This is a genomic window from Bittarella massiliensis (ex Durand et al. 2017) (genome assembly GCF_017566145.1).
Lineage (GTDB): Bacteria > Bacillota > Clostridia > Oscillospirales > Ruminococcaceae > Bittarella > Bittarella massiliensis_A.
Map to the genome: position 1 here is coordinate 1 of NZ_JABFCL010000069.1, position 302 is coordinate 302.

Annotated in this window: 1 protein-coding gene; it reads left to right on the plus strand. The window is 53.3% G+C overall.

The annotated features are described in order from the left end of the window. Window positions 1–302: MATE family efflux transporter (locus HJY11_RS13485; protein ID WP_243764563.1), on the plus strand; the 302-nt coding region annotated here is incomplete at both ends.

Genomic DNA, 302 nt, shown 5'->3' on the forward strand with positions numbered 1-302 from the left:
GTGTTGTCCCTTGCGATACCGGGGCAGATCTTTGCGCTGTTTGATGCGGAAGAATCGCTTTTGAAAGCGGGGATTCTGGCACTCCGGCTGATCAGTCTGGGATTTCTGGTATCCACCATCGGAGTCATTTATTCGGGAGTGTTTGAATCTCTTGGAGAGGGCAAACATTCGCTTCTGATTTCACTTCTCAGACAGTTTATCATTACGATCCCGTGTGCTGTGGCATTGACCGCTGTCTGGGGACCTGCAGGAGTCTGGGCGTCTTTCCCGATCGGAGAGGTCTGTGCGTCCGTGGCGGCACT